The organism is Fervidicella metallireducens AeB (assembly GCF_000601455.1).
GTDB classification, from domain to species: domain Bacteria; phylum Bacillota; class Clostridia; order Clostridiales; family Caloramatoraceae; genus Fervidicella; species Fervidicella metallireducens.
Map to the genome: position 1 here is coordinate 52,878 of NZ_AZQP01000011.1, position 16,759 is coordinate 69,636.

Here is a 16,759-nt window from a genome sequence, read left to right on the forward strand (position 1 = left end):
TATGTTTTCAGGATTTACTGAAAGGAGCCAGAAAGTTCTTTATGCTGCTGCAGAGGAAGCACAAAAACTAGGGCATAATTATTTAGGAACTGAACATGTGTTACTTGGAATTGCAATTGAGGGTGGTCAGGCATCAAAAATTTTAAGCGATACGGGAGTAACAGCTGATAAAATAAGACAGGAAATAATTGATATAGAGGGAAAGGGGGAAACTGGTATTCATATTAAAGAAATACCTTTAACCCCAAGGACAAAAAGATTAATGGAAGTTGCAAGGAATGAAGCAAGGAATTTAAACCATAGCTTTGTTGCGCCTGAACATTTGCTTCTGGCTATTATAAGGGAGGCAGAAGGTGTTGCAATAGCAATACTTCAAAGGCTAGGAGCTGATTTCAATAAGCTTGTTGGAGATATATTTAGTAATATGAGTACCAATACATCTGGAGAAATGGCGAGTGGAAACGTAAGAAAGGATAAGTCTGGGAACACTAAAACAGCTACCCTTGACCAATTTGGCAGGGATTTAACTGAATATGCAAGGGAAGGGAAGTTAGATCCAGTAATTGGTAGAGATAAGGAAACTGAAAGGGTAATTGAAATACTATGCAGAAGGACAAAAAACAATCCATGTTTAATTGGTGAACCTGGAGTTGGTAAGACTGCAATAGCAGAGGGACTTGCACAACAGATAGTTTCAGGAAACGTACCAGAAATTTTAAAGGATAAAAGGGTTGTAACACTAGACTTATCGGGAATGGTTGCAGGCTCAAAATATAGAGGCGAGTTTGAAGAAAGACTTAAAAAGGTTATGGAGGATATAAGACAGGCTGGTAACATATTGCTGTTTGTTGATGAGGTGCACACAATAATTGGAGCTGGTGGAGCAGAGGGAGCAATTGATGCGTCAAATATATTAAAGCCTGCCCTTGCAAGGGGAGAGATTCAGGTTATAGGAGCTACTACAATAGAAGAATACAGAAAATATATTGAAAAGGATCCTGCCCTTGAGAGAAGATTTCAACCTGTTATGGTTGGTGAACCTACAAAGGAAGAGTCATTGCTTATTTTAAGAGGACTCAGGGATAAATATGAGGCACACCATAAAGTTAAAATAACAGATGAGGCTATTGAATCAGCTGTGAATTTATCTGATAGATATATAACTGACAGATATCTTCCAGATAAGGCAATAGACCTTATGGATGAGGCAGCTTCAAAGGTAAGACTTAAGAATTTAACTGCTCCTCCAAATGTAAAAAACCTTGAGGATGAACTTGAAAATATAAAAAAGGAAAAAGAAGAAGCTATAAATATGCAGGAATTTGAAAAGGCTGCTCAGTTAAGGGATAGAGAGAATGAGATACAAAACCAGTTAAATAAAATTAAAAATGACTGGAAAAACCATAAAGAAAGTGAAACACCAATAGTTGAAGCAGAAGATATAGCAAGTGTTGTTTCAAGATGGACCAACATACCTGTCAACAAACTAACAGAAACAGAATCTGAAAGGCTTCTAAAGCTTGAAGAGATCCTTCATAAAAGGGTAATTGGTCAGGAGGAAGCTGTTTCATCTGTTGCTAAGGCTGTTAGAAGAGCAAGGGTAGGTTTGAAGGATCCAAAAAGGCCTATTGGTTCATTTATATTCCTAGGCCCTACTGGGGTAGGAAAAACCGAACTTACAAAGGCTCTTGCAGAGGCTATGTTTGGTGATGAAAATGCCATGATAAGAATAGATATGTCTGAATATATGGAAAAACATACGGTTTCAAGGCTTATTGGTTCACCTCCAGGATATGTTGGATTTGAAGAGGGAGGTCAGTTAACTGAAAAGGTTAGAAGGCAGCCATATTCAGTTGTGTTATTTGATGAGATAGAAAAGGCTCATCCAGATGTGTTTAATGTACTTTTACAGATACTTGAAGATGGAAGATTGACAGATGGAAAGGGTAAAACAGTAAACTTCAGAAATACCATTGTTATTATGACTTCAAACGCAGGAGCACATACAATTAAAAAACAGCAAACTCTAGGCTTTGCTCAAACAAGTAAGGAAAGAGAAGATTCCTATGAGAAAATGAAAGATAATATAATGGAAGAACTTAAGAGAACCTTCAGACCAGAATTTTTAAACAGAATTGATGATATTATTGTATTCCATCAGTTAGATGAAAAGCATATAGAGGAAATAGTTGATTTAATGCTGAAAAACGTAATAGAAAGACTTCACAATCTTGATATTCATGTTGAATATACTGAGGCTGCTAAAAAGCACTTATCGAAGGCTGGCTTTGATCAAACTTACGGAGCAAGACCACTAAGACGTGCAATAACAAAGGCAGTTGAGGATAAAATTTCAGAAGAAATGTTAAAGGGTGTAATTAAAAAAGGTGATAATGTCATAATGGATGTTGAGAATGAAGAAATAGTGATTAAAAAGAAATAATGAAACTGCTGCATCGCTTATGCAGCAGTCTTACTTATGGGACATATACTTACTGTTAGAGTATAGTCAGACAAGTATTTCCACGTTTCACTTCAGATAAGATTTATAATTTTATAGTTTAATATAATCTTCTTTTCTGTTTTTCTTGAATTTCTACTATGCTTGTCCAATTTCTATGCTTCAGAAGTATATTTAGCTTATTAACTCTTTTGAAATATGATTATTAAATTTACTTTTTAAAAAATTACGCAAATTGTTTCATAAACTCATATGTAATTTTTTATATTTCTCCTCTTCTAAAAGCTTAACCCCAAGGCTGCTAAGCTTTGAAACTCTGCTTTGAGTTATGTTTCCAAGGACGCGGCAAATTTCACTGCATTTTAAGTTGCAAAGGCTTCTCATTAAAAGTACAGTCAGTGCCTTTGCTTCAACTATTTCTCTGCAGTGTTTTGTATGTAGCTTTATTTTTTCAATTCCAAGTTTTGATGCGATAAATTCTAAAATCTCTTTGGTTTTAATGTTTCTCACTAAAATCTTTCTTTCACTTCTGTATTCTGTTCCTTCATTTAAAAATTCTACTTCTTCTTTAAAAACCTTATCAGAGGATTTATATACTAATTTCATATAGCTTTCTCTGGCTTTTTTAGAATTTTTGCTGAACATACCCATAATAAAGCCGTCATCAACTAGTTCATAGGGGTCATGTCTTAAGCCTAGATATATTGAAAGACTTGAAAACTCATATTTCTCTGGGCAGTTTTCATATCCCTTTATATCACATGGGTTGTTGTGAACATATGCTGATAAGGCATAGAGGTATATTTCACTCTTAACCATTTTACTTTTAAATCTGTCTTGGAATAGATGCCCATGTCTTTTATGCCTGTGGTTAAAATATTGTGCATAGGAGAAATTTATGCTGTGCATAATTCTTGAAATGTCTGCTCCGTTGGCATCTATTATCAAATGTAAATGGTTATCCATAAGACAGTAGCCATATACTCTGAATTCATATGTCTTTTGATATTTTTTAACTAAAGATAAATAGTTAAGCTTATCCTCATTATCTTTAAATAAATCAACTTCACTAATGCTTCTAGCCATTACATGAAAAATGGCATCTTCCTTTTTCTGCCTTGCTAGCCTTGGCATAAAAAAACATCTCCCTTCAAAGTTTATTTTGGAATTAGTATTTCCTTTGAAGTGAGATGTTATTCGTTGGTTTGTAACACCACTTATATGTCCCAATTGTTGTCTATAATTATACTAAAAAATTCCAGTAAGTTAACAAGTGACAAACTGCCAGCTGGGTGTTTTGTTTGCTTTAGCATAATCACATAAATTTATGACAGATATCAGGGTGGTATTGAATTTAGAAATAATTTCTTTGTCCATAGAAATATATGGTAAAATATTATTGGAAGCTAAAGATATTTTATTAAATTTAAATGATTAGGGGATGGTGTTATGAGGATATTGTTTTGCAGAATAACGTGGATGGAAAAATATATAGGAAGAGAGAATGAAGAAATCAAAATGCCTTATACGGGGGGAAAATATGTTGATGAATATAAAGAGGGAGGGGAAGAAAAAAACTTTTTAGATATAGATGGATATTGCTATGGATTTGTTGAAACCAAAAGAAACAAAAACGGCAGAAATACAATAAGGATTGAAAGAATAGATGAGAGTTATAAAAACTGTGAAAGCATAGATAATGTGCTTGTTGTATGGGTAGCGGCAAATAGACATGGGAAACAAAAGATAGTAGGATGGTATAAAAATGCTACTGTTTACAGACAGTTTCAGTATAAACTTATAAGCGACAATGATTATAATATTACTTGCAGAGCAAATGACTGCTTTTTACTTCCCTTAAATGAGAGAACTTTTGAAGTTCCTGTGGCTACTGTAAAGGATTCTTTTAACAGATTTGGATTCGGACAATCCAACATTTGGTATGCACAGGAAGAAAGTGCAGAAAATTATGTTAAAGAAGTTATTAAATATATTGACAATTATAATGGAGAGAGAATTAATGTAGTTATAAACGATGAAGATTTGGATGCAACAATAGATATAAAAAACAAAGCTGTTGATGAAGTTCTTAATGAAGCTCTTGGTATTTTTCAAAATACAGATAGCATTAAATATGAAAATATAATGTATTCTTTGAAGTTATGCAATTTTATACTAAAGACAGATCCAAGTAATAAAGATGCAATTAAGCTTAGATGCTTTATTGTTTCAAATTTACTGAGAATTAAAAAATCAATTGATTTATTTGAAGAATATAATAGAAAATATAATGATAATGATTATTTAATATATTTTCAATTGGGAATTTTATATTACTATGATGAGCAAATGGATAAAGCTGTAGAAAATTTGAATAAATCAGTAATTTTAAATCCTGATTATATAGACAGCTATATTCTTCTATCTGCAGTTTATTCTTACAAGGAAGATTATGCAAATGCATTAAAGTACTACAAAATTTGCATAGAGAAAGATGATAAAATTTTAGAGGCATATTATCAAATTGCTTGGATTCAATATTACATAAATAAAAATACTAATGAAGCATTAAAGTACATTGATAAAATATTAAGTATTGAAGAAAATAATGCAGATGCTTTATATTTTAAGGCTGAGATTCTCTATTTAGAAGGAAGAAAAAACGATGCTCTTAGTATAATTGAGCAGTATTTAAAAGAGGATCCTCAAAATTCATGGTTTGTTGAATTGAAAAATCAAATTTTTTTCATGAGGCTTGAAAAATGTATTCTTGACTATTTGGTGTTTGGCACTTTATATAATTTGAAACTTCTTTATTGTTCATAAATATTTACTCCTTCATGAGCAATTTTATATTCTAAAGTAGTTTCTAATTTTTCCATTTCAAAGAATTTTTATTTTGAATAAACAAATATATCAACTGGTATTTCTGAAATTTTGCTATAGATTTGATTATTTACTATTTATTAAAATGTTTGGAGTGATGCTTTTGATAAAACCAAAATCATTAAAAAAAGGAGATAAAATAGCAGTTGTAAGTTTATCCAGCGGCATTTTGGGGGAGGATTTTGTAAAACATCAATTAGACTTAGGACTAAAAAGGATAAGAGAGTTTGAACCATTTGAAAAATATTTCGATTTCCCATCTATGTTTATATATTTTTATTATATCTTCAGTGGAAAGATCAAAAATATTAGTTAAAAATGTAACTGGTTCACCATTTTCATTAAAATTCATTATTTCTCTATAACTTTTAGTAATGAAGTTTTTACTTGTTGTAGAGCCTAAAATAACTTCATTATCGTAAGTATCTTTATGCGGGTTTGAGTCAATTACTCTTTCTTCCATAACTATTGAATTTTTTATACCTCTAGTTACAAACCTTATTCCTTGTTGGGTAAGCTTATTATACTATTTATAATCATAATAACCTCTATCAAATACATGAATAGAATCTTTATCTTGAAAAAGTCCATCAATACACTTTCTATCATTTATCTGACCACGTACAATGTTCACTTTTTCAGGATATTCCCCATTAAATAAAGTTCTAATTTTTATCCCAGCTCTTTCTTTATCTATCTGTAAATGAGGAACTAGTTTTAAAGCTACTAGAATTACTGTAGAATCAATTATTTTTATAGGAGGGATATCTTTAAGCAGCCTAGCTGCTCCCAACCTTTTCTTGGCTTTATTAACTAAATAATAAAATATATCTTCAAAAATTCTATAATCACTAACTCTATTTTACGAGAAAATTGAGCAACACTAGGTACATTAATTAAACTCCTAAGTTTTGTATTTGATGAAAGTTCTCCTCCTACTTCTCTTAAACTCTTACATCCCCTGATATTAAGGTAAATCATAGAGTTTATATGCGACCTTGTATCAAAATGTTGACATCGATAATCACCGCCATACTTTCGTATAGTTTTCTCAAGAAAACTTCCTCCATTTTCCGCTATTAATTTATAAAAAATTAATTTATTATTTTTATTAGATAACATTGAAAAACTTCCTTGTGAATGGTCGTTAGTCACTTCCATTTAACCACAAGGAGGTTTTCTTTTTCATTATTAAATTATTACCAATTATTCAGTGTCAATATTAAATCATTTCTTTAATGCAACACTTAAAGGCGAAGTGCCCCTACTTACTTTTCTGAATTTATTAATTTTTTTAATTCATCTGAATCATTAGTTGGATTGTTGCAGACAAAATTTTTACAAACATATACCGTAGTCTTATCGTTTATCAAATTTTGTGTTAAAGTATATTCTGCTAGCTTATGGACTCTTTTAGCTTCTTCCTCATCTATCGGCTTTAACACCATAACTTTGTTAGGCAGGAATTCTTCATTGATAATTTTAAGCATATTCTTAGTTTCATTGGCTGATTTGTTCCCTACCATCACTATTTCTAAACTATCTCCAACAGCAAATTCAACTGCGCAAAGCAAAAATGAATATCCCATTGGCATTGATTTTACGCTTTTTGAAAATGCTTTATAAATTCTATAAGCGCTGTCCTCATATTCCGTTCGTCCTGTTATCCTTGCAAGCCTTAATAGATTTAGCATCATTACAGAATTCCCCGATGGGATTGCACCATCATAGATCTCTTTATTTCTAATTAGAAGTTCCTCATTATCATTTGGTGTAAAATAAAAACCGCCGCTATTTTTATCAGCAAAATACTTAAAAACATCCTCATTTAATTTCAAAGCTGTTTCTAAATATCTTATATCAAATGTTGCTTCATATAGTTCAATTAATCCCCAAATCATAAAAGCATAGTCATCAAGATTGCCATAAACTTTCCATTGGCCATCCCTATACATGTGCAGCAGTCTTTTGTTTTTCTCCAGACCCTTTAAAATAAATTCTGCTGCATTCCTTGCGGCTTCTATGTATTTTTCATTTCCTAATGCCTTATATGCTTTAGATAAAGCAGCAATCGTAAGACCATTCCAATCAACAAGAATTTTATCATCCAAAAGAGGCTTTTGTCGTTTTTCCCTTACATCAAAAAGTTTTTGCCTAATTCTTTCAAGCTTTTTTTGGATATCTTCTAATTGTAATTCGTCTCTTAATTTATCGAAAGATTGATTTTGATAAAAAATATTTACTCCCAATTTTCTTCCTGTAGCTTCATCTTCAAAATTTCCTTCTTCACTAAGATTGTATACCTTCTCTACTAAATCCATATCTTCTTGATTAAGAACTTCCCTAAGTTCATTTAAGCTCCATACATAAAATTTTCCTTCTTCACCTTCACTATCTGCATCCTCGGCAGAAAAAAATCCTCCTTCTTTCGATGTCATTACCCTAAGAATATAGTGGGCTATTTTTCCAACTGTATTTTTATAATCATCTTTTTTGGTGACTAAATAGCCTTCAACATATGACATTAGAAGCATTGCCTGATCATATAACATCTTTTCAAAATGAGGTAGTATCCAGAATCTATCCGTTGAATATCTATGAAAGCCATATCCAATATGATCAAATATCCCCCCATTCTCATTTCATCAAGGGATTTTACTACAATTTCAACAGCTTCCTTGTTTTTTGTTCTCTTATAATATCTTAGTAGAAACATAAAATTATGTGGTGAGGGAAATTTAGGGGCCCTGCCAAAACCTCCATATTTTTCATCAAAGGAAGATTTAAATTGATTAAAGGCGTAATCTGAAATGTCCTTATTTAAATCCTCCCCAGGTCCTTCAGGTGTAAAAGATTTTATGCTTTCGGTTATGTCATCTGCAGATTTTACAATTTTTGTTTTTTCCTTTTTCCACTTTTCTTTAATTATAGGAATTAAATCAAGCATTCCAACTCTTCCAAATTTGCTCTCTTTAGGTATGTAAGTTGCTCCATAAAAGGGTTTTTTATCTGGAGTCATTATGATTGTCAGAGGCCATCCACCCCTACCTGTCATCATCTGACAAACTGTCATATATATTGCATCAATATCGGGTCTTTCTTCCCTATCAACTTTAATGTTTACAAATGCATCATTCATTAATTCGGCTACTTTTTCATCCTCAAAGCTTTCATGAGCCATAACATGACACCAGTGGCATGTTGCATATCCTATTGATAAAAATATTGGCTTATCCTCAGCTATAGCCTTTTGAAAAGCCTCATCTCCCCATGGATACCAATCCACAGGGTTGTATGCATGTTGTAGTAGATAAGGAGACTTTTCATTTATTAACTTATTCTGATTTTCCCCTTTACCCTTCATATTTTCACCCTTTCAAAGTTTTCAAATTATAATTATCCTTACCAGATTTAGTATATCAAGATAAAATATTTTAATTCCTTTAGTAATTAGTATTTTCATTGCTTATATTTCACGTTTTAATGATACGTATCATATAATATAATTGTGAATATGTGGAAAGGAAAAAAGATATGTGTCTTCCTTATTTTTGCCCTTATTGTGTTAATCAGTCAAGGGACAAAAAGGATATAATGTTTACACCATTCATTTCATATCAATGCCCTTACCTTACAAATATGCCAAATTATGAAAATGAATCTACAAATGAATATGATTATTCTTACGGTATGCCATTTAATAGCACAAGAGCAGATTATTCGCATCAATCTCAGGAGGATGGTTTAATTAAACTTAAGGATTATGGCTCAAAGCCTTTAGTAGTAGACATTGAAAAAGCTACTATACAGAATAATAATTTCCGCTTAGCTTTATGGACAGGAAGACATCTGCAGCTAACATTGATGAGTATTAACCCAGGTGATGAAATAGGTTTAGAACTTCATCCTGATGTTGATCAGTTTATACGCATAGAAGAAGGTCAGGGAGTTGTAATGATGGGAGATAAAAAGGACAAATTAGATTTTAAAACAAATGTATTTGATGATTTTGTAATTTTGATTCCAGCCGGCAAGTGGCATAACTTAATAAACACCGGTAATAAACCACTTAAACTTTATTCTATTTATGCACCTGTTGAACATCCAAAGGGAACAATTCATAAGACTAAAAAAGACGCAGAAGCTGCTGAAAAGTAATAAAAAAACCTCTCACCTGCCAGTACCTCTTGTGGGTGAGAGATTGGTTTGTTTATGGGACACATACTTACTGTAATAATATAGTTATAAACATTTTTAAAACTATTTCCATATATCCTTTTAGATAAAATTTCATGATTTTGGAGTTTAAGATAATTATCTTTACTGTTTTTTCTGAATTTTTCCTATGCTTGTCCAATTTTTATGTTCCATAAAAAGCGTGTATTTTAAATTGTTTTAAAATGCAATTGCTAAACTGGTTTTAAAAAAATTACGCAAACTGTTTCATAAACTCATATGTAATATTTTTATATTTCTCCTCATCTAAAAGCTTCACCCCAAGGCTGCTAAGCTTTGAAACTCTGCTTTGGGTTATGTTTCCAAGGACGCGGCAGATTTCACTGCATTTTAAGTTGCAAAGGCTCCTCATTAAAAGTACAGCCAGTGCCTTTGCTTCAACTATTTCCCTGCAGTGTTTTGTGTGAAGCTTTATTTTTTCAATTCCAAGTTTTGATGCGATAAATTCCAATATCTCTTTAGTTTTAATGTTTCTGACTAAAATCTTTCTTTCACTTCTGTATTCTGTTCCTTCATTTAAAAATTCTACTTCCTCTTTAAAAACCTTATCAGAGCATTTATATACTAATTTCATATAGCTTTCTCTGGCTTTTTTTGAATTTTTGCTGAACATACCCATAATAAAGCCATCATCAACAAGTTCATAGGGGTCATGTCTTAGGCCTAGATATATTGAAAGACTTGAAAATTCATATTTCTCCGGGCATTTTTCATATCCTTTTATGTCACAAGGATTGTTGTGAACATATGCCGACAAGGCATAGAGGTATATTTCACTCTTTACCATTTTACTTTTAAATCTATCCTGGAATAGATGTCCATGTCTTTTATGTCTGTGGTTAAAATATTGTGCATAGGAGAAATTTATGCTGTGCATAATCCTTGAAATATCTGCTCCGTTGGCATCTATTATTAAATGAAGATGGTTATCCATAAGGCAGTAGCCATATACTCTGAATTCATAGGTTTTTTGATATTTTTTAACCAAAGCTAAATAATAAAGCTTATCCGTATCGTCTTTAAACAAATCAACTTCACTTATACTCCTTGCCATTACGTGAAAAATAGCGTCTTCTTTTTTCTGCCTTGCAATTCTTGGCATAAGAAAACATCTCCCTTCAAAGTATACTTTGCAATTAGTATTCCCTTTGGATGGAGATGTTATTCATTAACTCAGAACGACACTTATATGTCCCTAAATTCTAAATTTTTTGTATTTCTTAGAGGAAAAAATACATTTTTATTGAATATACTTTTTATAGTAAGCTTCATCTATGGATTAATGTTTGTATGTCAAATATATATTTATTACTAGTGAATATAAAATGTTTTTAAATTTGATAAACTTATATTTTTTAAGTTAATTACTTTGATAAAAATAAACCAATATGAACTTTATATTAGACAGAGGTGATAGTAGTGAAAAAATTATCATGTATGAAAAAGATATTTTTTACACTTTTATTTTTATTAGGAGTTACGTTTAATATTTGCTATGCTTCTACATTTACCGTAAACAGCGAGGAAGAATTTAAAACTAAACTTTTTGATGAATTTAGAAGAGGAGAAAAATATATTAAAATTTATATAAATAATTTTAAGGAAATGGATGCAGATTATATACAAAATGTTCTTAATTCCGTTGTTGATGATGAAGAAATTAATTGGAAATGTTATTTAAAGGAATTGGGATTTTCCGTATCAGAAAATCCATACGCTGTTGAAATCAATAAAATAGATTATGCAGTAACAGATGAAGAAAGAGAATTTGTAAATAAAGAAATAGACAGAATTTTATCTGAGATTTTAAAACCAAATATGACTACATTAGAAAAGGAAATAGCAATACATGATTGGATAATATCTAATGTTGAATATGATAAAACAAGAACAAGAACAAGACCATATCAGGCACTTACAGGTAGTAAAAAAGCTGTATGCATAGGGTACTCTCTTTTAACCTATGAAATGCTTGATAAGGTGGGTATTCCTTGTAGAATCGCTTTAGGGAAAGTTTCAGGAGGCGAAGAGCATGCATGGAATATGGTGAATATAGATGGTAATTGGTATCATCTTGATACAACCTTTGACAATCCACATAATACAAATAACACAAAAAATTGGAATGTTTGTAGAGTTGGATACTTAAATGCAACTGATGAGCAAATAAAAAAGGATCATATTTGGTATAACGATTTACCAAAAAGTGCACCGGTTAGTATAAGTAAGCTTCATAGTATGAATCTTAAAAATAAAGAAGTATGGGTAAATGTTGGACAGGTTATAGTTCCTAAACTTGAGTTTTATCCACAGACTGCTATTAATAAGGACGTGTCCTATGCTATTCCTGATGATGGCATAATTTATATGACATATGATGAGAAAACAGGTAAGGATACCTTATATGCACATAAAGTAGGGACAACTAAAATTAGAATAATTTCTGACGATGGAAATTTTATGCAGGACATGATTGTACATGTAGGTGCTCCGGCAAATAGCATAAGCTTAAATAAGACTAATGTTACTTTAAAAAAGGGAGGATTTGTAAGTATAATTGCAAAGGTTAATCCCTCAAATGCATACAGCAATGAACTTATTTGGGAATCATCAGACAGTAAAATTGCAAGAGTTGATAAAAACGGAAAAATATCAGGTGTTGGAAAGGGTAAAACAACTATTAAGGTAAAATTAAAATACAAGCCAAGTATATATAAAATTTTAAATGTTACAGTACAGTGAAAAGTAAAAAGGGACATTAAAGTATTATAATGTATTATTTAAAATATAAAAAGTTCTCATATCATAAAGGGTAAAGCAAATGTACATGGAGAATAAGAGCTGGCTAAAAAGGTCAGCTTTTTTCTATGTTAAGCTATGTAAAAACTTGCTTTTACTCATTTACTGCAGCTCAAAATTTAGTAAGACTTTTATAATGATGTTGATAATATAAGAATTATAAAATATAATGTTAATGCTACAAATTATTTCCCGGGAAGTGATAAAATGGCTAAAATTAAAACTGTTTTTATGTGCAGGAATGTGGTTATGAGTCTCCTAAATGGATGGGTAAATGTCCTGGATGTGGAGCTTGGAATACAATGGTAGAAGAAGTTGATAACAGAGGTAAGGATATCATATCCTCTGTCTCTGGAACAACATCAAGACCACTTACTATAGATGAGATAGAAATTTCAGAGGAAGAAAGATACAGGACTTCAATGGAGGAATTAGACAGAGTTCTTGGCGGTGGGGTGGTTAAGGGTTCTCTTATTTTAGTAGGAGGAGACCCAGGTATAGGAAAATCAACACTTCTTCTTCAGGTGTCTAGAAATTTAGCACAATCAGGTAACCTAATGCTTTATGCATCTGGAGAAGAATCAGCCAAACAGATTAAAATAAGGGCACAACGTCTGAATGTTGAAACTTCTAATCTTTATATAGTTTCAGAAACAAATCTGTCATCCATAGAAAAATTCATAACAGACCTTAAACCTAAAATAGTAATAATAGACTCAATTCAAACAATATACAGACCAGAGCTGCAATCAGCACCAGGTAGTGTAAGTCAGGTAAGGGAAGCAACATCCTCCTTGATGAAAATTGCAAAAACATTGAATATAGCTGTGTTTATTGTTGGACATGTAACTAAAGAAGGAGCAATTGCAGGTCCAAGGGTTTTAGAACATATGGTGGATACAGTTCTTTATTTTGAAGGAGAACGACATCATACATACAGAATAATTAGAGCGGTAAAGAACAGGTTTGGTTCAACAAATGAAATAGGAATTTTTGAAATGAAGGGTGATGGTCTCAGGGAGGTTGTTAATCCCTCGGAAATGCTTCTTTCAGGAAGACCGGAAAATGTACCAGGTTCCTGTGTTGTATGTAGTATGGAGGGAACACGTCCTGTACTGGTTGAGATACAGGCTTTAACTTCGGCTACAAGTTTTGGAATGCCAAGAAGGATGGCAACAGGGATTGATTACAATAGAGTAATACTTTTAATGGCAGTTTTAGAAAAAAGAGTGGGCATGCAATTACAGACCTTTGATGCATATGTTAATGTTGCTGGAGGTCTTAAATTAGATGAGCCTGCCTGCGATTTAGGTATAGCATGTGCAATAGCTTCAAGCTTTAGAAATTTGCCAATTGATTCGAAAACTATATTAATAGGAGAAGTAGGATTAACAGGAGAGATAAGAGGTGTTAATCTAATTGAAAAACGTATTCTGGAAGCTAAAAAACTGGGATTTTCTAAATGTATAATACCAAAGGAGAATTCAAAGGGAATTGAAAATATTGCTGATATCAATATAATTCCCGTAGAAAATATCTATGAAGCTCTAGATGAAGTATTAGGGGGATAAACAATGAGAGATGTAAGGGAAAAAGAGCTAATGAACGTTTTAGCTATGATGTCTCCAGGAACTCCCTTCAGGGATGGTCTTGAGAATGTTTTAAAGGCTAAAACAGGAGGATTAATTGTTGTCGGAGATCAGGAAGAAATAATGAAAATTGTTGATGGAGGGTTTTATATTAATAGTGAATATACTCCTTCATATCTTTATGAACTTGCAAAGATGGATGGTGCAATAATTTTAAGTAGCGATTTAAAAAGAATTCTTTATGCTAATACCCAGTTGATTCCAGACTCATCTATTCCTACATCAGAAACTGGAACAAGACATAGAACAGCTGACAGGGTAGCTAAACAGACAGGAATACTGGTAGTTGCAATATCTCAAAGAAGAAATGTAATAACTGTATACAAGGGTAATTTAAAGTATGTTTTAAAAGATACAAACATAATTTTAACAAAGGCAAATCAGGCAATACAGACCCTTGAACGTTATAAGGTTGTGCTGGATGAAGCCATGGCTAACGTGTCTGCTTTGGAATTTGAAGATTTAGTTACTGTATATGATGTGGCTACTGCAGTTCAAAGAAATGAGATGGTAATGAGAATAGTTTATGAAATTGAAAGGTATATATGTGAGCTTGGAAATGAGGGAAGACTTGTGTCAATGCAGTTAGACGATTTAGCTGATGGTGTTGAACAGGACGGAATTTTACTTATTAGAGATTATGTAATTTCACAGAAGGATTATGAAGATGTTGTAAAATCAATAAGAAATCTCTCCTCAGAGGAACTTTTAGAACTTCCAGTGATATGTAAGGCTTTAGGCTATTCTCCAGACCAAATGCTAGATACAATGATTTCTTCAAGGGGATACAGGATTTTAAGCAAAATTCCAAGGGTTCCTTCAATAGTAATCGACAATATGGTAAAAACCTTTGGTCAGCTTAAAAATGTTTTAAGGGCTTCCATTGAAGACTTAGATGCAGTTGAGGGTATAGGGGAAGCAAGAGCAAGGGCAATTAAGGATGGTTTAAGAAAAATACAAGAGCAGGCTTTATTGAATAGGCATATATAAAAAGTCAGGGAGTTTTTAATCTCCCTAATTTTTTTTATGAACCGTATAGGGACAGTAAAGAATAGTTAGGAAGAAAGAGGATATAAATTTACAAAGCCTCTTTTTATTTTATAATAGAGGGGATAGTAGTATCAGATAATGAAGCAAATGTCTAGTATAAACAGAAAAATTATTAAATGTCCCCATTTTTCCTGAAGTATCATAGATGAGCTTAGTGTTATGACCTTTGTACGGTGAATTCTTAGGTAAGTTTTCATCGATTTTATCACAAATTTCAATAACTTTAAGAGTTATTGAGTTAAAGAGTTCAGCAATCTGATTTTCAAATGAAGTTTTAAATCTGCTGAAAAATGTTTCATCCGGAATTTTACTATCAAGTTGACAAAACTTCCGCACATCAGCAGATAAACTTAAAAATATACAAAGAAGACTAGTAGTAAGAATATTAAATATATGCATTACGATTAGCGATGAAAGAATTGAAGAAAGGTTAAAGTTCTGTTTCGACCTAAATCTGAATAATATTTATTATTAAATGACTCTAGAATAAAGGGATTGATATCAAAGTTTTCTTCAAGTAGTTTGAGAAGTTTAACAGATTGCTGATAAGAAAGTGTGTTAAGTTCTAATAACTGGTCGCTAAAATTTAATTGTTTAAAATCTGATAAACAAAACATAGCAATTTCCACCTTTGTATTTTTGTGTTTTTGATTGGTACTCTAAACACAGGATACCATAAAGGAGTGAAATATATATTAAAAGAAACAAAAAGTAAGTAAATTTAATGGTTGTAGCATTCTGCAACCGATTAATAAATTTAAGGTTTCAAAGGAGTAAATAAAATGAAAAGATATTGGAAATATTTTGTATTCATATTTTTTATTAGTTTAATATTAAATATTTATTTGTATAATCAACTATTCACATTTAAAAACAATCAATCATATATAGTAAATAAATTATTTGTTGATATTGCTTCAGATATTTATTCAACACATAATATACTTACTGAAGTATTAAAGACTAATACCTTAACTGTAGAAATGTCACAACAAATTAAATATAGCTATGATATGAATCTTTTTGAGCATCTTAGTAATTTAAATGATTCTTTAGGAAGAATTAAAGGATTCAGAAGCGCTATCGACATGAATAAATTTATTAAATTTCGTAATTTTTTAATACCACTTGAATCTAAACCTTTTAAATCTGGTAATAATAATTATTTAATTACTGATAGCGAAAAAAATGAAATATATCAAATTGAGAAAACACTTTCTGATTTCCAAAAATATATTAAATCGAACGTAGATGTTAATGATAGTAACCTTAGCTATAATGCTACTGTAAATAAATGGATAAAAATTATTAATTATATTAATAATTATAAATAAAGTTTTTTAAATAACTTAACTTCAACCCTCTAGCTTCTTCAATACTTTTAAAGCCTTCCTGTGGATAGCTTGGTCTATATTTGTATTATAGGGACGGTCAACAATAGTTTGGAAGGAAGGGGATATTAGTTATAAAATCCTCTTTCAACTTTATAGTACAGGGGATAGTAGTTTGGGGTAATGAAAAAATTGCAGAAAATGAAGAGAATTATTCTTAAATGTACCAAATTAGCTAAATAATGGAGTGGCGATCACTTATATATTTGATACCATTGGAAGAGTTGAAAGCTCAGTAATATCAATGGGATGTAAAAGCTTTACAACATCCAATGGATAAACCTACA

General features: G+C 31.5%; 15 protein-coding genes. 7 read left to right on the forward strand and 8 right to left on the reverse strand.

From position 1 onward, the window contains the following. Position 1 precedes the first annotated feature (1 nt). Complete coding sequence (locus Q428_RS05155; RefSeq protein ID WP_035378824.1) at positions 2–2,443, forward strand: ATP-dependent Clp protease ATP-binding subunit; 2,442 nt, start codon at positions 2–4, stop codon at positions 2,441–2,443. A gap of 258 nt (positions 2,444–2,701) precedes the next feature. Here Q428_RS05155 and Q428_RS05160 read toward each other — a convergent pair whose 3' ends face one another. Next, complete coding sequence (locus Q428_RS05160; protein WP_035378826.1) at positions 2,702–3,595, reverse strand: transposase; 894 nt, start codon at positions 3,593–3,595, stop codon at positions 2,702–2,704. A gap of 345 nt (positions 3,596–3,940) precedes the next feature. On the opposite strand from Q428_RS05160, the gene Q428_RS14390 reads away from it, so the two are divergent. Further along, positions 3,941–5,287: a tetratricopeptide repeat protein gene (locus tag Q428_RS14390; RefSeq protein WP_161633593.1), complete on the forward strand. Its 1,347-nt coding sequence runs from the start codon at positions 3,941–3,943 to the stop codon at positions 5,285–5,287. A 268-nt stretch (positions 5,288–5,555) separates the two neighbouring features. On the opposite strand, the gene Q428_RS14825 is transcribed toward Q428_RS14390, so the two are convergent. The 5 genes from Q428_RS14825 to Q428_RS16525 all read right to left on the reverse strand — a co-directional run bounded on the left by Q428_RS14825 (position 5,556) and on the right by Q428_RS16525 (position 8,711). Further along, positions 5,556–5,810 carry a transposase gene (locus tag Q428_RS14825; RefSeq protein WP_242847774.1) on the reverse strand — a complete coding sequence of 85 codons (255 nt, stop codon included), beginning with the start codon at positions 5,808–5,810 and terminating at the stop codon, positions 5,556–5,558. A gap of 63 nt (positions 5,811–5,873) precedes the next feature. Further along, complete coding sequence (locus Q428_RS05175) at positions 5,874–6,140, reverse strand: hypothetical protein (protein WP_035378830.1); 267 nt, start codon at positions 6,138–6,140, stop codon at positions 5,874–5,876. 20 nt (positions 6,141–6,160) lie between these two features. Then, positions 6,161–6,508, reverse strand: coding sequence for a DUF4372 domain-containing protein (locus Q428_RS05180; protein WP_084478134.1), 348 nt, complete (start codon positions 6,506–6,508; stop codon positions 6,161–6,163). Between the two features lie 107 nt (positions 6,509–6,615). Beyond that, entirely contained in the window at positions 6,616–7,899 is a 1,284-nt protein-coding gene (locus Q428_RS16520; protein WP_341349008.1) for a thioredoxin domain-containing protein, read from the reverse strand. Then, positions 7,872–8,711, reverse strand: a complete 840-nt coding sequence (locus tag Q428_RS16525) for a thioredoxin domain-containing protein (RefSeq protein WP_341349009.1) — start codon at positions 8,709–8,711, stop codon at positions 7,872–7,874. The genes Q428_RS16520 and Q428_RS16525 overlap by 28 nt, the downstream gene beginning before the upstream one ends. 326 nt (positions 8,712–9,037) lie before the next feature. Here Q428_RS16525 and Q428_RS05190 point away from each other — a divergent pair, with 326 nt between their 5' ends. Next, positions 9,038–9,505, forward strand: coding sequence for a cupin domain-containing protein (locus tag Q428_RS05190; RefSeq protein WP_423219577.1), 468 nt, complete (start codon positions 9,038–9,040; stop codon positions 9,503–9,505). Positions 9,506–9,776: 271 nt separating this feature from the next. On the opposite strand, the gene Q428_RS05195 is transcribed toward Q428_RS05190, so the two are convergent. Continuing rightward, positions 9,777–10,685, reverse strand: coding sequence for a transposase (locus Q428_RS05195; protein WP_035378836.1), 909 nt, complete (start codon positions 10,683–10,685; stop codon positions 9,777–9,779). A 335-nt stretch (positions 10,686–11,020) separates the two neighbouring features. Between Q428_RS05195 and Q428_RS14395 the strand changes: the two genes are divergently transcribed. The 3 genes from Q428_RS14395 (at position 11,021) to disA (ending at position 15,021) form a co-directional block, all read left to right on the forward strand. Beyond that, positions 11,021–12,325 (forward strand): Ig-like domain-containing protein, encoded by a 1,305-nt coding sequence (locus Q428_RS14395; protein WP_152539066.1) that lies wholly within the window; start codon positions 11,021–11,023, stop codon positions 12,323–12,325. A gap of 290 nt (positions 12,326–12,615) precedes the next feature. After that, positions 12,616–13,953, forward strand: a complete 1,338-nt coding sequence (gene radA / locus Q428_RS05205; RefSeq protein WP_242847776.1) for a DNA repair protein RadA — start codon at positions 12,616–12,618, stop codon at positions 13,951–13,953. 3 nt (positions 13,954–13,956) lie between these two features. Then, positions 13,957–15,021 (forward strand): DNA integrity scanning diadenylate cyclase DisA, encoded by a 1,065-nt coding sequence (disA, locus tag Q428_RS05210; protein WP_035378838.1) that lies wholly within the window; start codon positions 13,957–13,959, stop codon positions 15,019–15,021. A 108-nt stretch (positions 15,022–15,129) separates the two neighbouring features. Here the strand turns inward: disA and Q428_RS14830 are convergent, their stop codons facing one another. Beyond that, positions 15,130–15,546 carry a transposase gene (locus Q428_RS14830; RefSeq protein ID WP_084478136.1) on the reverse strand — a complete coding sequence of 139 codons (417 nt, stop codon included), beginning with the start codon at positions 15,544–15,546 and terminating at the stop codon, positions 15,130–15,132. A gap of 317 nt (positions 15,547–15,863) precedes the next feature. Between Q428_RS14830 and Q428_RS05220 the strand changes: the two genes are divergently transcribed. Further along, positions 15,864–16,415, forward strand: a complete 552-nt coding sequence (locus Q428_RS05220; protein WP_035378843.1) for a hypothetical protein — start codon at positions 15,864–15,866, stop codon at positions 16,413–16,415. Positions 16,416–16,759 lie beyond the last annotated feature (344 nt).